This is a genomic window from Kitasatospora sp. NPDC059160 (assembly GCF_042755465.1).
Classification (GTDB): Bacteria; Actinomycetota; Actinomycetes; order Streptomycetales; family Streptomycetaceae; genus Kitasatospora.
In genome coordinates, this window is record NZ_JBHZCN010000008.1 from 37,953 (window position 1) to 54,124 (window position 16,172).

General features: G+C 73.5%; 13 protein-coding genes and 2 pseudogenes. 12 read left to right on the forward strand and 3 right to left on the reverse strand.

The features are described 5' to 3' along the window. Positions 1-13: 13 nt before the first annotated feature. Positions 14-1,504 (forward strand): ATP-dependent endonuclease, encoded by a 1,491-nt coding sequence (locus tag ACFXOZ_RS04960; protein ID WP_380587536.1) that lies wholly within the window; start codon positions 14-16, stop codon positions 1,502-1,504. A 665-nt stretch (positions 1,505-2,169) separates the two neighbouring features. Here ACFXOZ_RS04960 and ACFXOZ_RS04965 read toward each other — a convergent pair. Both ACFXOZ_RS04965 and manA read right to left on the reverse strand, forming a co-directional pair. Beyond that, a complete protein-coding gene (locus ACFXOZ_RS04965; protein WP_380587539.1) occupies positions 2,170-3,381 on the reverse strand; it encodes a GNAT family N-acetyltransferase in 1,212 nt (403 codons plus the stop codon). A 139-nt stretch (positions 3,382-3,520) separates the two neighbouring features. Next, complete coding sequence (gene manA, locus ACFXOZ_RS04970) at positions 3,521-4,729, reverse strand: mannose-6-phosphate isomerase, class I (protein ID WP_380523773.1); 1,209 nt, start codon at positions 4,727-4,729, stop codon at positions 3,521-3,523. A 340-nt stretch (positions 4,730-5,069) separates the two neighbouring features. Between manA and ACFXOZ_RS04975 the strand changes: the two genes are divergently transcribed. After that, positions 5,070-5,837, forward strand: coding sequence for a polyprenol monophosphomannose synthase (locus ACFXOZ_RS04975; RefSeq protein ID WP_380523775.1), 768 nt, complete (start codon positions 5,070-5,072; stop codon positions 5,835-5,837). A gap of 94 nt (positions 5,838-5,931) precedes the next feature. Here the strand turns inward: ACFXOZ_RS04975 and ACFXOZ_RS04980 are convergent, their stop codons facing one another. Next, a complete protein-coding gene (locus ACFXOZ_RS04980) occupies positions 5,932-6,342 on the reverse strand; it encodes a winged helix-turn-helix transcriptional regulator (protein ID WP_375882862.1) in 411 nt (136 codons plus the stop codon). A 106-nt stretch (positions 6,343-6,448) separates the two neighbouring features. Between ACFXOZ_RS04980 and ACFXOZ_RS04985 the strand changes: the two genes are divergently transcribed. From ACFXOZ_RS04985 to ACFXOZ_RS05030, 10 genes and pseudogenes are all read left to right on the forward strand, one after another. Then, positions 6,449-7,096 carry an FMN-dependent NADH-azoreductase gene (locus ACFXOZ_RS04985; RefSeq protein ID WP_375882860.1) on the forward strand — a complete coding sequence of 216 codons (648 nt, stop codon included), beginning with the start codon at positions 6,449-6,451 and terminating at the stop codon, positions 7,094-7,096. A 110-nt stretch (positions 7,097-7,206) separates the two neighbouring features. After that, positions 7,207-8,193 carry an MBL fold metallo-hydrolase gene (locus ACFXOZ_RS04990; RefSeq protein ID WP_380587542.1) on the forward strand — a complete coding sequence of 329 codons (987 nt, stop codon included), beginning with the start codon at positions 7,207-7,209 and terminating at the stop codon, positions 8,191-8,193. Between the two features lie 17 nt (positions 8,194-8,210). Beyond that, positions 8,211-8,783, forward strand: a pseudogene (locus ACFXOZ_RS04995) (molybdenum cofactor guanylyltransferase); the annotation flags it as partial. Between the two features lie 113 nt (positions 8,784-8,896). Further along, positions 8,897-9,178 (forward strand): annotated as a pseudogene (locus ACFXOZ_RS05000) (DUF6457 domain-containing protein); the annotation flags it as partial. Further along, positions 9,175-10,383 (forward strand): molybdopterin molybdotransferase MoeA, encoded by a 1,209-nt coding sequence (locus ACFXOZ_RS05005; RefSeq protein WP_380587545.1) that lies wholly within the window; start codon positions 9,175-9,177, stop codon positions 10,381-10,383. The pseudogene ACFXOZ_RS05000 and the gene ACFXOZ_RS05005, both read left to right, overlap by 4 nt. Next, positions 10,380-11,438, forward strand: a complete 1,059-nt coding sequence (locus ACFXOZ_RS05010; protein WP_380523782.1) for a potassium channel family protein — start codon at positions 10,380-10,382, stop codon at positions 11,436-11,438. The genes ACFXOZ_RS05005 and ACFXOZ_RS05010 overlap by 4 nt, the downstream gene beginning before the upstream one ends. 36 nt (positions 11,439-11,474) lie before the next feature. After that, complete coding sequence (locus ACFXOZ_RS05015; RefSeq protein ID WP_380523784.1) at positions 11,475-12,452, forward strand: NAD(P)H-quinone oxidoreductase; 978 nt, start codon at positions 11,475-11,477, stop codon at positions 12,450-12,452. A 139-nt stretch (positions 12,453-12,591) separates the two neighbouring features. Further along, positions 12,592-13,368, forward strand: coding sequence for a hypothetical protein (locus tag ACFXOZ_RS05020; RefSeq protein WP_380587548.1), 777 nt, complete (start codon positions 12,592-12,594; stop codon positions 13,366-13,368). A 283-nt stretch (positions 13,369-13,651) separates the two neighbouring features. Beyond that, entirely contained in the window at positions 13,652-14,266 is a 615-nt protein-coding gene (locus ACFXOZ_RS05025; protein ID WP_375882844.1) for a bacterial proteasome activator family protein, read from the forward strand. 335 nt (positions 14,267-14,601) lie between these two features. Then, on the forward strand, positions 14,602-16,032 hold the full coding sequence (locus ACFXOZ_RS05030) for a protein kinase (RefSeq protein WP_380587550.1): 1,431 nt from the start codon (positions 14,602-14,604) through the stop codon (positions 16,030-16,032). Positions 16,033-16,172 lie beyond the last annotated feature (140 nt).

The window sequence follows — 16,172 nt, forward strand, 5'->3', positions numbered from 1 at the left end:
AGAGGGAGAGCACGTGGACGTGTACCAGAGCGAGGTCAGCCCGAGCGCGATCATCGGCCTGGAAGAGAAGGTCTCGAAGGAAAGTTACGGGAAGTACCTGAAGAAGATCACGCTGCGGAAGGTTCGGGGCTTCACCGACCGCACTGTGACCCTTGACTTCCCTGTCACTGCACTGGTCGGGCCAAACGGGGGCGGCAAGAGTACAGTCCTCGGGGCCGCAGCGCTCGCTTACAAGAGCGTCCTGCCCGGGCGATTTTTCGCCAAGAGCGGCAAGCATGACGAGAGCATGCAGAATTGGTCGATCGAGTACGAGATCATCGACAAGGCTCTCAGCGCTCGGGGGCACATCCTGCGTACCGCACGCTTTAAGACGTACAGGTGGAGCCGAGACTCCGTGCTTGACCGCGAAGTCAAGGTCTTTGGTGTCGATCGCACCCTCCCTGCTACTGAGCGGGCCAAGCTTAAGAAGGCCGCGACCGCAGCGTTCGCGGCGCTCAAGGAGGTGGAGCTGCCTCCAGAGGTCACAGCTCACGTGGCCAGGATCCTCGGCAAGCCGATCGAAGGCTTCCAGCAGCTCTACGTCGACGCGGCTGGCGCCGTCACTCTATTCTCCGGGCGCACGCACAAGGATGTGGAGTACTCCGAGTTTCATTTCGGGGCAGGCGAGGCCAGCGTGATTCGGATCGTCGCCGAGGTCGAGGCTGCTCAAGACGGATCCATGATCCTTATCGAAGAGATCGAGAACGGCCTTCACCCGGTGGCTACGCGACGAATGGTCGAGTACCTCATTGGTGTCGCGAAGCGCAAGGGTTGTCAGGTGATATTTACAACCCATTCCAATGATGCGCTTGCGCCCTTGCCGTCCAAGGCCATCTGGGCGGCCTACGGCGGGGAAGTTCTTCAGGGGAAGCTTGACGTTCGCGCCCTGCGCACGATTACGGGGCAGATTCATGCCAAGCTTGCGATCTTTGTTGAGGACACCTTTGCCGAGATGATGGTTACGACGGCCCTGCGTGTTCACGGCGGAGTTGAGCTAGACGCCGTGAAGGTGCACGGCATGGGCGGGGCTGACCCTGCGATCAAGGTTAACCATCAGCACAATATTGACCCGACCAGTCAGTTTAAGTCGGTGTGCATTCTCGATGGCGATCAGGCTGGGCGTGAGAGTGCAAGCGATCTCATCTTCCTTCTCCCCGGAGACAGTTCGCCAGAGGCGCATGTTCTTGGCCGGATCATGGAGCGGCTCGACGCGGTTGCCGCCAAGCTTGCCCTTCGCTTGCAGTTGACCGTTCATCAGCAGGAGCGCGTCAAAGAAGTAGTGCGAACTCGTGCCGTGACTAATTGGGACCGGCATGTCATCTGGGAGCAGATCGGCGCGGATCTCGACTTTCAGGCGGGCAGCATCGTGGCTGGCGCCTTCCTGGCTACATGGGCTGAAGAGTATCCCAAGGAGGTCAACCAATTGGTGGAAGCTCTCGGGGACCTCCTGCCGCGACGGGAGTAGACAGACGTAGGCATGGACTGCAGGTGCCGGTATTGGTGAAGGCAGTTTCACCAGCACCGGCCTTCGCTTGTTGAGGTCGGACGCTGCTTCCGTCATCCGTTTAAGAGAACTGCTGAGCAACGCCACGGATCTGATGGTATGACCACCTTCCACGTCTTCGACCTCACCTACTGGGGCCGGTACGAGGACGACGGGCATGCGCAGTTTGGGGGCGAGCGGATCGCGCAGTAAGGCGTCGACGGATCGCACGGCTGGCTCGACCTCCCGCTGGCCGAGGCAGCCGCATGTGCGGCCGAACTCACCGCCTGGCGAGACCGCCTCCACGGCAAGGGCCTCATGGTCGCGATCGACAAGCACGCCGACTTCCACCGCTTCCGGCGGGCCGGGTGGTACCACCCTCGATGAGGCACCGCAGTGAGCGGGGCGCTGGCCAGGTCTATCCGGTCACGCTCGAAGCCGACAAGGCGGGCGGGATGGTGTTGCGATGGACCATCCTCGACAACGAGGACGAGTGACGCGCCCAGCTCTGGGGATCCGCCACCGTGGTGAGACTGATCAACCCCGACAGGTGGTGAGACAGATCCGGGAGCCGCAGGTCACAGCGGTGACCTGTGACACGAGCCGCGAGACCCTACAGGTGCGGCCGGTGCGGTCGGGGTGGCCGGTCAGAACCAGGACAGGCAGTGCGGCGGGCGCTCGGTGCGGAACAGGGCGTCGGCGAGGGCGACCGCCTCCGGGCGGTGGGCCCGGACGTGCCCGGCCCGCACCAGCGTGCCCACGGGGGTGCCGCCGAGGTAGACCGCGCCCAGGTCCCGCACGTCCAGCGTGAGGTCGGGCTCCCGGTCGGTCGGGACGCACACGGCCTCGCCGCCCCGGACGGTCAGCAGGTGGCGGGCGCGCTCGCCGAGGAACGGGTCGTCCACGTCGAGGACGAGCTCGCCGTCGGCGGACCAGCCGCGCGCGGTCAGCGCCCGGGGGACGTCCAGCAGCCGGACCCAGAGCCACTCGCTGCTGTTGCCCACCTGGGCGGCGCCGAAGTCCGCGAGCTGCCAGCGCAGCGGGTGCTCGGCCGGGAAGTGCTTGAAGACGACCTGGTCGACCAGGTCGTGCCCGAGCAGGAACCGGGCCAGGGCCGAGGTGACGGCGTCGTCGACGGCGACGGTCTCGTCCACCGTCAGGGTGTCCCCGTCCAGGGAGTAGCTGGCGTAGCCGTCCGGGGTGCCGGCGGCGTCGCGGTGGACGGCGATGTAGCGCGGCGCCGCGGCGACCGGGGGCTGCCCGGCGCCCAGGGCCCACCAGCGGTGCGGGCGGGACAGCGCACCGGGCCGGGCGCGGCGGTAGCGGTCGTAGACCTCCTCCAGGAGGTCCCGGCAGTCGGCGCGCCGCAGCAGCTCGACCGAGCCGGTGTCCGTGCCCCCGCCGGCCCGCGGGGCGGTGAAGGCGGCCCGGTGGCGCGGCACCGTCAACCGCCCGGTGTACGTCGCCGGGCCGTAGCCGAACCGGCCGTAGATCGCGGGCTCGGAGGCCAGCAGCACGGACAGGAACTCCCCGCGGGCCCGCAGGTCGGCGAGCTGGCGCCGCATCATCGCGGTCAGTACGCCCCGGCGGCGGTGGGTGGGCAGGACGCCGACGAAGCTCACTCCGGAGACCGGGGTGAGCGCCCCGCCGGGCAGGGTGAGCTCGAAGGAGTACGCGGCGGCGGTGCCGACCGGACGCCCGTCGTCCGTCACCGCGAGCAGGCCGCGCTCCGGTTCGATCGCCGACCACCAGACCCCGCTGCCGTCCTCGGCCCGGGCCTCCGGGAAGCGGCCGAACGCGGCGTGGACGGTGTCGACGAAGACGTCGAGGTCCTTCTCGGTCGTGGAGCGGATCTCCATCGCTGCTGCGCCCTCCCCTGGGTACGGCCCACGGTGCGCGGGCCGCCGACAGTCCAGCCGTGACCGGTGGGCGGAGCAAACGAATTTCGCCCGGCCGTGGCCTGAGCGGGTCCGGGGGCGGGGCGGGTCCGGGGGCGGATCAGACGGTGACGGTGGCCCGGAAGAGGGTGCCGGGGGTGCCGGAGAGGCGGGTCGGGGTGCCGGTGGCGGGGAGGAAGGCGGACTGGCCGCGGGCGAGGTCCAGTACGGCGCCGTCGGCGGCGGTGAGCCGGACGGCGCCCTCGGTGCAGAGCAGGATCTGCGGGGTGCGGCCGTCGATCTCCCGCTGCACGCCGTCCAGTTGGAAGCGGGACAGCCGGAACTCGTCGATCGGGACGGGGTAGAGCCGCTCGCCGGGGGTGCCCTCGACCGGGACGGGGTGCACCACCTCGGGGGCGCCGGGCTCGAAGAGCACGACCTTCAACAGTTCCGGGACGTCGATGTGCTTGGGGGTGAGGCCGGCCCGCAGCACGTTGTCCGAGTTGGCCTGGAGCTCCACGCAGACGCCGGACAGGTAGGCGTGCGGTACCCCGGCGCCCAGGTAGAGCGCCTCGCCGGCCCGCAGCCGGACGTGGTTGAGCAGCAGGCCGGCGATCACGCCGCGGTCGTCCGGGAAGTCCTTCGCGATCCGGGCGTACGGGGCGTGCGGGCCGTCCGGGTCGGTGCCGGCCAGCGCGGCGACGGTCTCCCGGACGGTCCGTGCGGCGGTCTCGTCGTCCAGGGTGAGCAGGGTGGCCAGGGTGCGGCGCAGCGCCTCGGCCTCGGCCTCGGGGCCGCCGTCTTCGCCGACCGCCAGCAGTGCGATCAGCGGGTCCAGCCCGGGCACCCCGAGGGCGGCCATCAGCTGCGCCGCCCCGGCGGGCCGGCGGAAGCCGCACAGGCCCTCGAAGTCGCCGAGCGCGCACACCATTTCGGGCTTGTGGTTGTCGTCGCGGTAGCTCCGCTCCGGGGCGTCCGGCGCGATGCCGAGGGCGTTCTCGGCGGCGAAGCCGGCCCGGGCCTGGTCCGGTGTGGGGTGGGCCTGGATGGACAGCGGGATGCCGGCGGCGAGCACCTTGAACAGGAACGGCAGGCTCGGCCCGAACCGGGCCACGCTCGCCGCGCCGAGCTCGCCCTCGGGGTCGGCCGCGATCAGCTCGTCCAGTCGGCGCGGGCCTTCGCCGCGGTCGGCCCGGGACGGGTCGCCGGGGTGGGCGCCCATCCACAGCTCGGCCTGCGGTTCGCCGGTCGGCTCCTGGCCGAGCAACTCGGGCAGGGCCGTGAGCGACCCCCAGGCGTACGGGCGGACGGTGTTGACGAGCCTGTCCATGCGCGCGGTCCTACTCCTTCGCTGACGGGGCTGCCCCGGACGTCCCGGGTCCGGGCCGGCGGTGCGGGCCCGGCGGTGCGGGCGGTCCGGGCCCGGGCAAGGGCATCGACCCTAGCTGACCTGGGTCGCCCGCGGGGAAACGGTGGGCATCAGGGGGGAGTGCCGTGGTCCGACCAGCGGTTCCCGGGCGCGGTAGTAGAATGCCAGGACGCAGTAGTATCCGCCCCCCGCAGCATTCTCCACCGTGGTCATCCCGTCGGCGGGCTGTCGGCGGGGCCGCGTTCCAGAGTGCGGGCGACGGTGTTCTGACACTCCCCGCCATCGGCCGAGAGGTTTGTACGTGACCGTGAACCAGCAGAGTTTTGCTGATCTCGGCAGGGTCCTGGTGATCATCCCGACCTACAACGAGGCGGAGAACGTCGAGCGGATCGTCGGCCGGGTCCGTGCCGCGGTGCCCGAGGCGCACGTGCTGGTCGCCGACGACAACAGCCCCGACGGCACCGGCGAGCTGGCGGACAAGCTGGCCGCCGAGGACGGCAACGTCCACGTCCTGCACCGCAAGGGCAAGGAGGGCCTGGGCGCCGCCTACCTCGCGGGCTTCCGCTGGGGCATCGACAACGGCTACGACGTCCTGGTCGAGATGGACGCGGACGGCTCGCACCAGCCCGAGGAGCTGGACCGGCTGCTGGGCGCGCTGCGCGGCGCCGACCTGGTGCTCGGCTCGCGCTGGGTGCCGGGCGGCCGGGTGGTGAACTGGCCGAAGTCGCGCCTGCTGCTCTCCCGCGGCGGCTCGACCTACTCGCGGCTGATGCTGGGCGTGCCGATCCGGGACGTCACCGGCGGCTACCGGGCCTTCCGCAAGGAGACCCTGCTGGGCCTGGGCATGGACGAGGTGGCCTCGGCTGGCTACTGCTTCCAGGTCGACCTGGCCTGGCGCACGGTGAAGGCCGGCTTCAAGGTCGCCGAGGTGCCGATCACCTTCGTCGAGCGCGAGCTCGGGGCCTCCAAGATGAGCCGCGGCATCGTGGTCGAGGCGCTCTGGCGGGTGACCTCCTGGGGTGTCGCCGACCGGGTGTCCCGGGCGCGCGGCGGTGCCGCGAAGGGCTGAGCCGCCCCCGATCGTGCGAAGGGCCCGTCTGCCGGGATACGGCGGACGGGCCCTTCGTCGTACCCGGGGGCGACCGGCTGTCTAGGCCGGCCGGTCAGCAGCCGCCCCGGAGGGCGCTCTCCGGCAGGTAGCGGTCGGCCCAGACGGCCAGCTCGTTGAGGGCCGGTTTCAGGGCGACGCCGCCCTCGGTGAGCCGGTAGCTGACCCGCAGCGGCGGGCCGGGGTCGACCTCGCGGACGACCAGCCCGGCCTCGGTCAGTTCGGTCAGCCGGTCGGAGAGCATCCGCTCGCTGATGCCCGGTACGGCGCGGCGCAGCTCGGAGAAGTAGGCCGGTCCGCCGTTGTTGAGCACGCCCAGCAGCATGCCGGTCCAGCGCTTGCCGAGCAGGGTGAACACCCGGTTGAGGGCCAGGTCGACGTTGGCGCAGCCGCCGCGGACGGCAGGGGCGGCGCACGCGTCGACCGCGGTCGGTACTGCGTCGGTCACTACCTCGGGCTCGGCCATGGATCCAGCGTACTCGACCGGGCACTAGTGACTGCGGAAAAGTAAGCTGCTACCTTAGTTGCAGCTGCAAGGGAAAAGGCAGCTACTAATTCTCTGGAGGACCGCCATGCCCACGCTCCTGCACATCGACTCCTCGGCGCTCACCGACGGCTCCGTCTCCCGCGAGGTCACGGCCGCCTTCCGGGCCGCCTGGGAGGCCGAGCACCCCGGCGGCACGGTGGTCCACCACGACCTCGCCGCCGACCCGATGCCGCACCTGGACGCCGCCGGCATCACCGCCGGATACCTCCCGGCCGAGGCGCGCACCGCCGAGCAGGCCGCCGCCTTCGCGCTGCGCGAGCGGCTGATCGTCGAGCTGGAGACCGCCGACGCCGTGCTGATCGGCGCTCCGATGTACAACTTCACGATCCCGTCGACCCTCAAGGCCTGGCTGGACCAGGTGGTCCTGATGGGCCGCACCGCCGGCGAGCAGCCCTCCGCCAAGGGCACCCCGGTCACCGTGGTCGCCTCCCGCGGCGGCTCGTACGGCCCCGGCGCCCCGCGCGAGCCGTTCGAGTTCGTCATCACCTACCTGGAGAAGGTGCTGGCCGGCGGGCTCGGGCTGGAGGTCGACTTCATCGTCCCGGAGTTCACCATGGCGGCGAGCGTCCCGGCGCTGGCCGAGTTCGTCCCGGTCGCCGCCGAGTCCAAGGCCAAGGCCCTGGAACTGGCCGCCGCCCGGGGCAAGGAGCTCGCCGCCCGGGCCGCGGTGTGACGTGCGCCCGAAGGCGCGTCCCACCGGGCGCGCCTTCCGCGCAATCGGCGGCCGGTACTCCCATGCTGTAGGGCGCAGGAAGTCCGACCGCCGACCAGAGGGAGCAGCCCGTGACGTCGTCCCCGCCCGAGGAGAGCGCCGGCGCGGAACGGGTGGACGCCGAGCCCGTCGCGGCCGGACTCCCCGACGACGCCGGGCGGACCGCCCGACCGCTGGAGGTCTCCGTCTTCACCGGGCCCGAGTCGTCCTTCTTCGCCACCTCCACGCTGATCCTCGGCGAGCAGACCGCGATCCTCGTCGACGCCCAGCTCACCCGCAGCGCCGGGCGCGAACTGGCCGAATGGGTCGCGGGCAAGGGCCGCCGGCTGCTCGCCGTCGTGGTCACCCACCAGCACCCGGACCACTACTTCGGGGCCGAGGAGGTGCTGAGGCTCTTCCCGGACGCCCAGCTGCTGGCCGCCCCGGCGGTGGTCGAGGGCATCCGGCGCACCGTCGCGGCCAAGGTCGCCCAGTGGAAGCCGGTCTACGGCGACGACATCCCGGACCACCCGCTGGTGCCCGCCCCGCTGCTGCCGCAGCCGCTGATGCTCGACCGCCAGGTCATCCCGGTGCTGCTGCTCGGCCAGGCCGACTGCGGGGAGTCCACGGTCGTCCACGTGCCGAGCATCCGGACCGTGATCGCCGGGGACTTCGTCTGCAACGGCACCCACGTGTGGACCGCCGACACCACCCCGGCCCAGCGCACCACCTGGGGCCACAACCTCGGCCGGATCTCCGACCTCGGCGTGGACCGGGTGATCGCCGGGCACCGCGCCCCCGACCAGGGCGACGACGCGGCCCGGGTGCTCGCCTTCACCGGGGAGTACCTGCGGGACTTCGACCGGCTGCTCGCCGAGCACCCGGACGACCCGGAGGCGCTGGTCACGGCGATGAACGAGCGGTACGGGGAGCTGACCCTGCCGTCCTTCCTGGACCTGGGGGCGGCCGCCAACACCGCCCGGTCCGCCGCCGCTCCGGCGGGCGGGGCCGAGGACGGGGCCGAGGGTGAGGACGAAGAGGGGACGGCCGGGGACGGCTCGGACGGGGCCGACCGGTAGGGCGGGATACTGGCGGCATGACGACGCCGTACGACGTGATCGTTCCGGCGGGCGGCGCGGCCCGGAGGCTGGGCGGCGTCGACAAACCCGGCCTGACCGTCGGCGAGTCCACCCTGCTGGACCGGGTGCTCGCCGCCTGCACCGGTGCCCGGACCACCGTGGTGGTCGGCCCCGCCCGGCCCACCGCGCGCCCGGGCGTCCGCTGGACCAGGGAGCAGCCGCCCGGCGGCGGGCCGGTCGCCGCCGTCGCGGCCGGGCTCGACCTGGTCACCGCGGACACCGTGCTGCTGCTCGCCGCCGACCTGCCCTTCCTGGACCGCCGTACGGTGGACCGGCTGGTCGCCGCCCTCGACCGGGCCGGACCGCACGCCGACGCCGCCGTACTGGTCGACGCGGGCGGCCGCGACCAGCCGCTCGCCGCCGCCTACCGCACCGCCCCGCTGCGCGCCGCGCTCGCCGGGCTCGGCGACCCGGCCGGGCAGCCGCTGCGCCGCCTGGTCGGCGGGCTGCCCGGGCTGCGGGTCGCCGACACCGACAACGTCGCGTACGACTGCGACACCTGGGAGGACCTGGAACGGGCCCGGGAGCGGGAGAAGTCCTGACCGGGGGCCGGGCGCTGAGCGGGCCTCACCGGGCCGGACCGTCGGTCGTGAGGGGAACGACGCGCCCCGCACACGGGGTGAACACCTCGGGGAAACCGCCGATCGGGCAGCATGGGCGCATGGAGCGCACGCTGGAAGACTGGATCGCCGAGGTCAAGGCCGACCTGGGCATCGACCTGGACGTGGACGTCCGGGGACTGCTCGACCTGGCCCGGGTGGTCGCGCACGGGGTGGCCCGGCCCGCCGCGCCGCTGACCGCCTTCCTGATCGGCTACGCGGCCGCGCAGCAGGGCGGCGGGGCGGAGGCCGTGGCCGAGGCGTCCCGGCGGACCGCGGCGCTCGCCGAGCGGTGGAGTCCGGCCGACGGCCCGGGGGAGCCGTGAGCGAGGTCGGACGGACCACCGTGACCGTTCCCGCCACCGGCCCCGGCGTGCTGAGCTGGTCGCGCGCCCGGGAGGCCGCGCGCCGGGCCGGGCTGCGGCCGCTGCCGGTGATCGGGCTGCCGCTGGCCGAGGCGCTCGGGCACGTCCTCGCCGAACCGCTCGGCGCGCTCACCGACCTGCCCGCCTTCGACACCTCCGCGATGGACGGCTGGGCGGTCGCCGGGCCGGGGCCCTGGAAGGTCACCGGTCGGGTGCTGGCCGGCCGCTCCGAGGTGGCGCCGCTGGCCGACGGCGGCGCCGTCGAGATCGCCACCGGTGCCCAACTGCCGCCCGGCGCCACCGCCGTACTGCGCCGCGAACACGGCCGGGCGGACGGCGCGCTGCTGCGCGACACCGGCCCCCAGCAGCTGACCACCGGCCAGGACGTCCGCCCGCGCGGCCAGGAGTGCCGCCGGGGCGAGGAGTTGCTGCCCGCGGGGACGGTGGTCGGGCCGGCCGTGCTCGGCCTGGCCGCCGCCTGCGGCCACGACCGGCTCGCCGTGCGCCGTCGGCCGGCGGTCCAACTGCTGGTGCTCGGCGACGAGTTGCTCGACACCGGGATCCCCGGACCCGGGCTGGTCCGGGACGCGCTCGGCCCGCTGCTGCCGCCCTGGCTGCGGGCGGCCGGCGCCGACGTGACCGAAGTCCGCTGCGTCCAGGACGACTTCGGGCTGCTGCGGGACGCCCTGCGGCACTCCACCGCCGACGTCGTGGTCACCACCGGCGGGACGGCCGCCGGTCCGGTGGACTTCCTGCACCGGGCGCTCGCCGAGGCCGGCGCCCGACTGCTGGTGGACGGCGTGGCCGTCCGCCCCGGACACCCCATGCTGCTGGCCGAACTCAGCGGCGGGCGCCACCTGGTGGGCCTGCCGGGCAACCCGCTCGCCGCCGTCGCCGGCATGGTCACCCTGGCCCTGCCGCTGCTGCACGCCCGCGGTGGCCGGGCACCCGGCGCGCCCGCGCTCGCCCCGGCGGCCGTCCTGCTGCCCGGGCACCCGGTGGACACCCGGCTGCAACCGGTGCGGCGCACCGCCGAGGGCGTGGTGCCGCTCGCCTTCGACGGGCCCGCGATGCTGCGCGGCCTCGCCCGGGCCGAGGCCCTGGCCGTCGTCCCGCCCGGCGGGGCGGCCGCGGGGGAGACCGTCGAACTGGTGGAGGCACCATGAGCAGGTTGCGACGCATCTCGGCGCCGGGGACGGAGCCGTGGGCGGACGCCGGGATCGTGCTGCCCGCGCGCCGCACCGCGCCCGCCGTCCGGCAGGTCGGCTCACGGCTGCTGGTCGCGCTGGCCGTGCTGGTCGCCACCTCGGTGATCGTCTACCTCGACCGGGCCGGCTACCACGACAACGCGGGCGGCGAACTCAGCTTCCTGGACGCGGCGTACTACGCCACCGTGACGCTCTCCACCACCGGCTACGGCGACATCACCCCGTACAGCGACGGCGCGCGGCTCACCAACATCTTCGTGATCACCCCGCTGCGCGTGGTGTTCCTGATCATCCTGGTCGGCACCACGCTGGAGGTGCTCACCGAACGGACCCGCCTGCAATGGCGGTTGAACCGCTGGAGGTCCACCGTGCGCGAGCACACCGTCGTCATCGGCTTCGGGACGAAGGGGCGCAGCGCCGTCGACACCCTGCTCGGGCAGGGGGTGAAGGCGGAGGAGATCGTCGTCGTCGACCCGCAGCGCAAGGTGATCGAGCACGCCTCGCAGCACGGCCTGGTCGGGGTGGTCGGCGACGCGACCCGGACCGACACCCTGGTGCGGGCCGCCGTCCCCGCCGCGGCCCGGATCGTGGTCGCCCCGGAACGGGACGACACCGCGGTGCTGATCACCCTGACGGCACGGCAGCTGAACAAGGGCGCCACCGTGGTCGCGGCCGTCCGGGAGGACGAGAACGCACCCCTGCTGCGGCAGAGCGGCGCCGACGTCGTGGTCACCAGCTCCAGTTCGGCCGGGCGGCTGCTCGGGCTGTCGATGCTCAGCCCGCACGCCGGGGCGGTGATGGAGGACCTGCTGACGTACGGGAACGGGCTGGACGTGGTCGAGCGTCCGGTCACCCGGGCCGAGGCGGGCCACAGTCCGCGCGCGTGCGAGGAACTGGTGGTCGCGGTGGTCCGGGGCCGACGGGTGCTCAACTACACCGAGCCGGAGGCCGCCGTGCTGCAGCTCACCGACCGGGTGATCGTCATCAAGTCGGCCGCGCAGGGCGGGGCCTGAGCCCCGGAGCGCCGTGCGCCGCAGTAGGTTCGGGGCATGCATGCGATGACGATTCCCGTACCCGGCGGCCCCGAGGCACTGGTGTGGGCCGAGGTCCCCGACCCGGTGCCCGGCGAGGGCGAGGTCCTGGTCGAGGTGGCGGCCACCGCCGTCAACCGCGCCGACCTGCTCCAGCGGCAGGGCTTCTACAACCCGCCGCCCGGCGCCTCCCCCTACCCCGGACTGGAGTGCGCCGGGCGGATCGTCGCGCTCGGCCCGGGCGTGGCCGGCTGGGCCGTCGGCGACGAGGTGTGCGCGCTGCTGGCCGGCGGCGGCTACGCCCAGCGGGTCGCGGTGCCGAGCGGGCAGCTGCTGCCGCTGCCGAAGGGGCTGAGCCCGGAGCAGGCCGCCGCCCTGCCGGAGGTGGCCTGCACCGTGTGGTCCAACGTCTTCCTCACCGCGCACCTGCGGCCGGGCGAGACGGTGCTGCTGCACGGCGGCGCGAGCGGGATCGGGACGATGGCGATCCAGCTGGCCAAGGCGGTCGGCGCCCGGGTCGCGGTGACGGCCGGCAGCGCGGCGAAGCTGGCCCGGTGCACCGAGCTGGGCGCGGACATCGCGATCGACTACCGGGAGCAGGACTTCGTCGAGGTGCTCCGGGAGGCCACCGACGGGGCCGGGGCGGACGTGGTCCTGGACATCATGGGGGCCAAGTACCTGCAGCGGAACGTGGAGGCGCTGGCCGTCAACGGGCGGCTGGTGATCATCGGGCTGCAGGGCGGGGTGAAGGGCGAACTCGACCTCAACGCGCTGCTGCGCAAGCGGGCGGCGGTGATCGCCACCAACCTGCGCGGGCGGCCGCTGGCCGAGAAGGCGGCGATCGTGGCGGCGGTGCGGGAGCACGTGTGGCCGCTGGTGGAGTCCGGGGTGGTGAAGCCGGTGGTGGACCGGGTGCTGCCGCTGACGGAGGTCGGCGAGGCGCACCGGGTGCTGGAGGCGGGGGAGCAGGTCGGGAAGGTCGTGCTGACGGTCTGAGCGCTGGGCCCGGTCCGGGGCGGGGGTACCGCCGCGTGTCCGAAATGCCGCGATTGTCGGACTGTGTGAGGCTGGTGCGGAGCTGTCCCGCCGCCGAACCCGCCTCCGGGCGCGGTCGGCCGTCGGAAGGACTCCGACCGTGGCCGCACCCCCGCACACCGCCCTCGGGCCGTTGCCCGCCGCGCTCCACCACCGCCCCGACCGCCGTGCCCGGCGGCTGGTCGCGGCGGCCGTGCTGGGGCTGACGCTCCCGCTGGCCGCCGCGACCGCCGCGGTGGCGCTCCCCGCGCCGGGTGCCTCGGCGCCGGGGCACGCGCGGGCGGACGCTCCGGTGCCGGCCGGCGGGGAGCAGCGGGCGGACCGGTCCGATCCGGCAGCGCAGCCCGACAGGGTGGACACGGCGGACGGGACGGACACGGCGGACGGGACGGATACGGCGGACGGGACGGACGGCGCGGACCAGGCCTGGTTCGCGCCGAAGGCCGCACCGCCGCAGTACGGGGTGCCCGACCGGTCGCGCCCGGACCTCGCCGAGCTCAGGGCGCACCGCCACCACCCGGCCGCCGCCCTGGAACGGCCCGACCAGGCCGTCGAGCAGGCGCCGGACCAGGCCCCCGAGCAGGCCCCCGACCAGGCCGTCGAGCAGCTGCCCGAGCAGCCGCCCGAGCAGGCCCCGGACCAGGGCGCCCAGGCCGACCGGCCGGACCCGGCCGCGGACACCCCGGACGCCCAGGACCCCGCCGCCGACCAGGACACCGTCACGACGGCCGCCCAGCCGGTGGCGGCCACGGCGGTCACCGGGGTCCTCCCCGCCCGCTGGCAGGACCCCTCCACCCTCCAGCTGCCGCTGGGCGTGGGCCTGGGGCTGATCGGCTGCGGCCTGGGGCTGGTGGGCCTGCGGCTGCGGAAGGGCTGAGCGGGCGGGCCGGCGGCGTGGAGGTTCGGTGCGGGTTCCCGGGGGACACGGCCGCGGCGAGGGGTGGGTTTCGCGGGGTGGTCGGGGAGGTGCTGTGTGCGACCGGAGTGGCGCGGGGGACGGCGCACGCGCGGGCGCGGACGGTCGGGTCGGGGCGGGAACTGAGTATCCGTACGGATTCCCGGGCGGGCCGCGGGGGCGTACCGTCGTCACGGTTGGCGCAGGACGGCGGGACGCACGGGGGCTTCCGCCCGACCAACCCCAGTGAGAGAGAATGTTGTTCATGACGAATCCGATGAACGAGCGCTCGTCGCAGGAGCCCTTCCGGGCCGCCGGCGGGCAGTCGCAGGACGGCCAGAAGGTGCTGATCGTCGGACCGGACGGGCTGCCCGTGGGCCAGGGGTTCGCCGCGGTACCGATCGGGGGGGACGAGGACGCGGACATGCCGCGCGAGCTCCCGGTGACCGAGATGGTCGAGCAGCCCGCCAAGGTCATGCGCATCGGCAGCATGATCAAGCAGCTGCTGGAGGAGGTCCGGGCGGCGCCCCTCGACGAGGCCAGCCGGGTCCGGTTGAAGGACATCCACGCCAGCTCGATCAAGGAGCTGGAGCTCGGGCTGGCCCCGGAGCTGGTCGCCGAGCTGGAGCGGCTCTCGCTGCCGTTCACCGACGACACCATCCCGACCGAGGCCGAGCTGCGGATCGCCCAGGCCCAGCTGGTGGGCTGGCTGGAGGGCCTGTTCCACGGCATCCAGACCGCCCTGTTCGCGCAGCAGATGGCCGCGCGGGCGCAGCTGGAGCAGATGCGGCGCGCGCTGCCGCCCGGTCTGCACGGCGGCGAGCCGGACGAGGAGGACCCGGGTCAGGGCCGCGGGATCCGCTCCGGCCCGTACCTGTAGGCCCGTACCTCCAGGCCCGTAGCCGTGGGCCCGCCGGGCTCGTAGCCGTGGGCCCGCCGGGCCCGGACCCGCCCGCCGGACCCGCCCCGGGGCCGGACGTACCGCGACGATCCGCCCCGGACCGGCGTGCGGGGAGCGGGCGCCGACGGTCCGGGGGCGGGACCGGCCCTGGGCCGATCACCGTCGGCGGGAGCCGATACCCTGACCCCTGTCGCAGGCCGGTGGAGCCGCCGCGACAGGGGTTCGCCGGGCCAGTGGGCCGGGCCACCACGCACGGACGAGACCGAACGTCACGGTTGCGGCAGGACCACCGCGCCGAGGGGGAGCAGGGGACCATGAGCGAGCACGGCAACGCGGCGGCCGGGGGCTTCTCCCTGGGCAACGGCCGCTATGTGCTGCAGCGGCTGCTGGGCGAGGGCGGCATGGCCTCCGTGCACCTCGCGTACGACAGCGTGCTGGACCGGCAGGTCGCGTTGAAGAGCATGCACAGCGAGCTGGGCCGGGACGACTCGTTCAAGGAGCGGTTCCGCCGTGAGGCCCAGGCGGTGGCCCGGCTGGAGCACCCGAACATCGTCACGGTCTACGACAGCGGCGAGGACGTGGCCCCGGACGGCTCCAGCACGCCGTACATCGTCATGCAGCTGATCGACGGCAAGGGCCTGCGCGAGGCGATCAACGAGGCGGTCGCCCAGTACGGCGCGATGCCGGCCGACGAGGCCCTGAAGGTCATCGTCGGCGTGCTGAACGCGCTGGAGGCCTCGCACGACATGGGCCTGGTGCACCGCGACATCAAGCCCGGCAACGTCATGTTCGACCGCAAGGGCAACGTCAAGGTCATGGACTTCGGCATCGCCCGGGCGCTGGAGTCCGGCGTCACGTCGATGACCCAGACCGGCATGGTGGTCGGCACCCCGCAGTACCTGTCGCCCGAGCAGGCCCTCGGCAAGCCGGTGGACGCCCGCTCCGACCTGTACTCGGTCGGCGTGATGCTCTTCGAGATGCTCACCGGCCAGCTGGTCTTCGACGGCGACTCGGCCTTCTCGATCGCCTACAAGCACGTCCAGGAGGAGCCGCCGGCGGCCTCCAGCCTCAACCGGTCGGTCGTCCCGGTGGTGGACGCCTTCGTGGCGCAGGCGCTGCGCAAGGACCCGGCCCACCGGTTCCAGAGCGCGGCCGCGATGCGGGACGAGGCGGAGCGGCTGATCGCCGAGTTGAAGGGCGGCGGCGCCGGGCACGCGCTGCAGGCCAGCTCCCCGCTGGTGATCAAGGAGGGGCCGCGCTCGGTGCACGCCACTCCGCAGGCGCCGCAGACCCCGCACCCGCAGTACCTCCAGCAGGGCGGGCCGCAGGCCCAGCCGCAGCAGCCGCCGCAGTACCGGACGCCGCCGCCGGCCTACCAGACGCCGCACCCGCAGTACCTCCAGCAGGGCGGGCCGCAGGCCCAGCCGCAGTACCGGACCCCGCCGCCCGCGTACCAGACCCCGGGCCCGCAGGCCCCGCACACGCCGCAGCCCTTCCAGCGGCCGATGCACACCCCGGGCCCGCAGCCGATGCCGCCGTACCAGCAGCCGAAGCCCAGCGGCGGCGGCTGCTCCACGGCCTTCGTGGTGATCGCGATCATCGTCGGCGTGCTGGTGCTGGCCGGCATCATCATCGCGATCGTGGTCAACAAGGCGCAGAACACCACCAACGGCAAGTTCCACTCCGAGCGCCCGGCCGCGGTCGTGGTGGTGGACCCGCAGGCCGACCGGGGCGGTCTGCTCTGACGGATTTCCGCCCCTCCGCGCGTGTCACGGGTGCGCGCCGGAAGCGGTAGCGTTCGGGGATACGTAAGCGACAGGGCACCGCGAATCCGAGCGAACGCCCGGGGCGAGGAGCGATGGCACAGACGCAGCAGCCGGACGAC

Bases quoted from the DNA above. Each gene is read 5' to 3' on its own strand.
- ACFXOZ_RS04985 (WP_375882860.1), top strand. From the start codon at position 6,449: ATGCCCACGCTCCTGCACATCGACTCCTCGGCGCTCACCGACGGCTCC.
- ACFXOZ_RS05015 (WP_380523784.1), top strand. From the start codon at position 11,475: ATGCATGCGATGACGATTCCCGTACCCGGCGGCCCCGAGGCACTGGTG.
- ACFXOZ_RS05030 (WP_380587550.1), top strand. From the start codon at position 14,602: ATGAGCGAGCACGGCAACGCGGCGGCCGGGGGCTTCTCCCTGGGCAAC.
- manA (WP_380523773.1), bottom strand. From the start codon at position 4,729: ATGGACAGGCTCGTCAACACCGTCCGCCCGTACGCCTGGGGGTCGCTC.
- ACFXOZ_RS05025 (WP_375882844.1), top strand. From the start codon at position 13,652: ATGACGAATCCGATGAACGAGCGCTCGTCGCAGGAGCCCTTCCGGGCC.
- ACFXOZ_RS04980 (WP_375882862.1), bottom strand. From the start codon at position 6,342: ATGGCCGAGCCCGAGGTAGTGACCGACGCAGTACCGACCGCGGTCGAC.
- ACFXOZ_RS05010 (WP_380523782.1), top strand. From the start codon at position 10,380: ATGAGCAGGTTGCGACGCATCTCGGCGCCGGGGACGGAGCCGTGGGCG.
- ACFXOZ_RS04965 (WP_380587539.1), bottom strand. From the start codon at position 3,381: ATGGAGATCCGCTCCACGACCGAGAAGGACCTCGACGTCTTCGTCGAC.